This window comes from Pseudomonas edaphica, from assembly GCF_005863185.1.
Taxonomy (GTDB): Bacteria; Pseudomonadota; Gammaproteobacteria; order Pseudomonadales; family Pseudomonadaceae; genus Aquipseudomonas; species Aquipseudomonas edaphica.
This window is the reverse complement of the sequence record NZ_VBVZ01000664.1, coordinates 1-3,252: the sequence shown is the minus strand read 5'-3', so window position 1 is coordinate 3,252 and position 3,252 is coordinate 1. Positions and strand designations below refer to the sequence as shown.

4 protein-coding genes are annotated in these 3,252 nt (G+C 62.2%); all 4 read right to left on the bottom strand.

From position 1 onward, the window contains the following. Positions 1 to 260, bottom strand: a 260-nt coding sequence (gene hisI / locus FEM54_RS28570; RefSeq protein WP_138453859.1) for a phosphoribosyl-AMP cyclohydrolase, incomplete at its 3' end; no start/stop codon positions are given. A gap of 41 nt (positions 261 to 301) precedes the next feature. After that, on the bottom strand, positions 302 to 1,906 hold the full coding sequence (ubiB, locus tag FEM54_RS28565) for a ubiquinone biosynthesis regulatory protein kinase UbiB (RefSeq protein ID WP_017138588.1): 1,605 nt from the start codon (positions 1,904 to 1,906) through the stop codon (positions 302 to 304). Beyond that, positions 1,903 to 2,526 (bottom strand): ubiquinone biosynthesis accessory factor UbiJ, encoded by a 624-nt coding sequence (locus FEM54_RS28560; protein WP_017138587.1) that lies wholly within the window; start codon positions 2,524 to 2,526, stop codon positions 1,903 to 1,905. The genes ubiB and FEM54_RS28560 overlap by 4 nt, the downstream gene beginning before the upstream one ends. Further along, positions 2,526 to 3,252 (bottom strand): bifunctional demethylmenaquinone methyltransferase/2-methoxy-6-polyprenyl-1,4-benzoquinol methylase UbiE (gene ubiE / locus FEM54_RS28555; RefSeq protein WP_138453858.1); only part of this gene is annotated, 727 nt, incomplete at its 5' end. The genes ubiE and FEM54_RS28560, both read right to left, overlap by 1 nt.

The following is a 3,252-nucleotide window of genomic DNA, read 5'->3' as shown; positions in this document are numbered from 1 at the left end:
ACCTTCAGGATCACCACGTCGGCGCCACAGTCGATGCGCATCTCGTGCAGGGTCTGCACGTGCCCGGACTCTTCGCCCTTGCGCCACAGTTTGCCACGCGAACGTGACCAGTAAATGGCGCGCTGCTCAGTGGCGGTGAGGCTCAAGGCCTCGCGGTTCATCCAGGCCATCATTAATACGCGCCCGGTCTTGTAGTCCTGGGCAATGGCCGGCACCAGGCCGTCACTGTCCCACTTGATCTCGTCCAGCCAGTCTTTCATGTTCGGCTCCGGCAATTTGCGACAGTGTATAACCGGATCGGCTATCGGCGCACGATCAGATAAACACCCACGGCGACCATGATGCCAGCCGGCCAATGGCCCAGTTGGTTCAGCGGCCCGCCAATCGCCAGCATCACGCCGCCGACCAAATGGGCGGCGCCCAACAGGCGCAGGAACCAGTCGTCCTTGCGCCTGTGCCACGGCGGTGCAGGGTCTTTGGCGTGGGGCTGGGACATGCGCTCCAGCAGGTCGCGGGTCATGTTGGCCAGGTGCGGCAGTTGTTCGAACTGGCTGTGCAGGTTGCCCAGCAGGGTTTTCGGGCTGACGCGCTCGCGCATCCAGCGTTCCAGGAACGGCTGCGCGGTGTTCCACAAGTCCAGGTCCGGGTACAGCTGGCGGCCCAGGCCTTCAATGTTGAGCAAGGTTTTTTGCAGCAGTACCAGCTGCGGCTGCACTTCCATATTGAAGCGCCGCGCGGTCTGGAACAGACGCATCAGCACCTGGCCGAAGGAAATATCTTTTAACGGTTTTTCAAAGATCGGCTCGCACACCGTGCGGATCGCGGCTTCGAATTCGTTGAGCTTGGTTTCGGCTGGCACCCAGCCCGAATCGATGTGCAACTGCGCCACGCGGCGGTAATCGCGCTTGAAAAAGGCGAACAGGTTGCGTGCCAGGTAATCCTGGTCTTCCGGGGTCAGGCTGCCGACGATGCCGCAGTCGATCGCAATGTATTGCGGGCTCCATGGGTTGACGGTGCTGACGAAAATGTTGCCCGGGTGCATGTCGGCGTGGAAGAAGCTGTCGCGAAACACCTGGGTGAAGAAGATTTCCACGCCGCGCTCGGCAAGCATCTTCATGTCGGTGCGCTGGTCGGCAAGAGTGGCGAGGTCGGTGACCTGCACGCCGTAGATGCGCTCCATCACCAGCACTTTTGGGCGGCACCAGTCCCAATACACCTGCGGCACGTACAGCAGCGCTGAACCTTCGAAGTTGCGTTTGAGCTGGCTGGCGTTGGCCGCTTCGCGCAGTAGGTCGAGTTCGTCGTAGATGGTCTTTTCGTAGTCGGCAACCACGTCCACCGGATGCAGCAGGCGCGCATCGGCGGAGAAACGTTCGGCGGCGCGGGCGAGGATAAACAGCCACGCCAGGTCCTGGCCGATGATCGGCTTGAGGCCGGGGCGGATGACCTTTACCACCACTTCTTCGCCGGTCTTCAATTGTGCGGCATGCACCTGCGCCACCGAGGCCGAGGCCAGTGGCTCGACGTCGAAACGGCTGAACACCTCGCTGATCTTCTTGCCCAGTTGTTCTTCGATCAGCTTCATCGACTGCTGGGAATCAAACGGTGGCACGCGGTCCTGCAACAGCATCAGCTCGTCGGCAATGTCTTCGGGCAGCAAATCGCGGCGTGTCGAGAGGATCTGCCCGAACTTGATAAAGATCGGCCCCAGGTCCTGCAACGCCAGGCGCAGGCGCGCGCCACGGCTCAGTTCCAGCGGTTTGCGCGGGAACCAGCGCCACGGCAACACATAGCGCACGGCCAGCAAAAACCACGGCAACGGCAGGGCGAACAGCAGGTCATCGAGGCGGTAGCGGATTACGACGCGCTGGATACGAAACAAACGGCGGACGGCGAGCAGCTTCATGCGTTATCGCTTGGATCAAGGGAACGGCTCAGGCGCTCGAAGCGTGCCTCAAGGCGTTCCAGGTCGATTTTGGCCTTGTCGAGTTCACGAAAGCGCGCTTGCGCTTCCCGTTCTCCGACCAGGGTGCGCGATTCTTCGCTCAAGTATTCGGCAAGGTTCTGGTTGAGGCTGGCGAACCCTTGCTGGTACCAGCGCGAGCGGCTGCGCAGGTGCCCGCTGATCAACTGGGTGGCCACCGGGCCGATCCAGCGTGACAGCTCGTATTCCCAATCCAGTTCCAGGTCTTGCAGCACGGCGGCCAGGTCCATCAGCACGGCGCTGTCGCCTTCCAGCTCCACGTCGGGGCTGTGCAGGATCGCGGTCTTGTTGCGGCTCAGCGCCAGGTGCAACAGGCTCGAGGCGGGTGCGCGCAGGGTGCAGTCGGCCTCGGCGGCCCAATCGCCGGCGAGCAGCAGGCCTTCATCGCTGGGCAGGATAAACAGCTGCAGGGCGGGGCTGGTGCAATCGACGGCAATGACCTTGCCGTTCAAGTGCGCAAGCCGCGCCAGGGCGGTGCTGTCCAGGCGCAGGACACGGTTGATGCCGTGTTCGACGCTGGCGAGGAGGCCTGCGAACAGCATCAGGGCTTGATGCCGCGGTGCAGGGCGACGATGCCTGAGGTCATGTTGTGGTAGGTCACGCGGTCGAAACCGGCTTCTACCATCATCGACTTCAGGGTTTCCTGGTCGGGGTGCATGCGGATCGATTCGGCCAGGTAGCGGTAGCTCTCGGCGTCATTGGTGATCAGCTTGCCCATCAGCGGCATGAAGGCGAACGAGTAGGTGTCGTAGACCTTGGACATCAGCGCGTTGGTCGGCTTGGAGAACTCCAGCACCAACAGGCGGCCGCCCGGCTTGAGTACGCGCAGCATCGAGCGGATGGCGTCCTCTTTATGGGTCACGTTGCGCAGGCCGAAGGCGATGGTCACGCAGTCGAAATGGTTGTCCGGGAACGGCAGCTTTTCCGCATCGGCCTGGACGAACTCGATATTGCCGGCCACACCTTTATCCAGCAGGCGATCACGGCCGACCTTGAGCATCGAACCGTTGATGTCCGCCAGCACGACCTGGCCGGTCGGGCCAACCAGCTTGGAGAACTTGGCCGCCAGATCGCCCGTGCCGCCGGCGATGTCGAGCACGCGGTTGCCGGTGCGTACACCCGACAACTCGATGGTGAAGCGCTTCCACAGGCGGTGCATGCCGCCCGAGAGTACGTCGTTCATCAGGTCGTACTTGGCCGCAACGGAGTGGAACACCTCAGCGACTTTTTCCGCTTTCTGGCTTTCCGGAACGTTCTTGAAGCCGAAG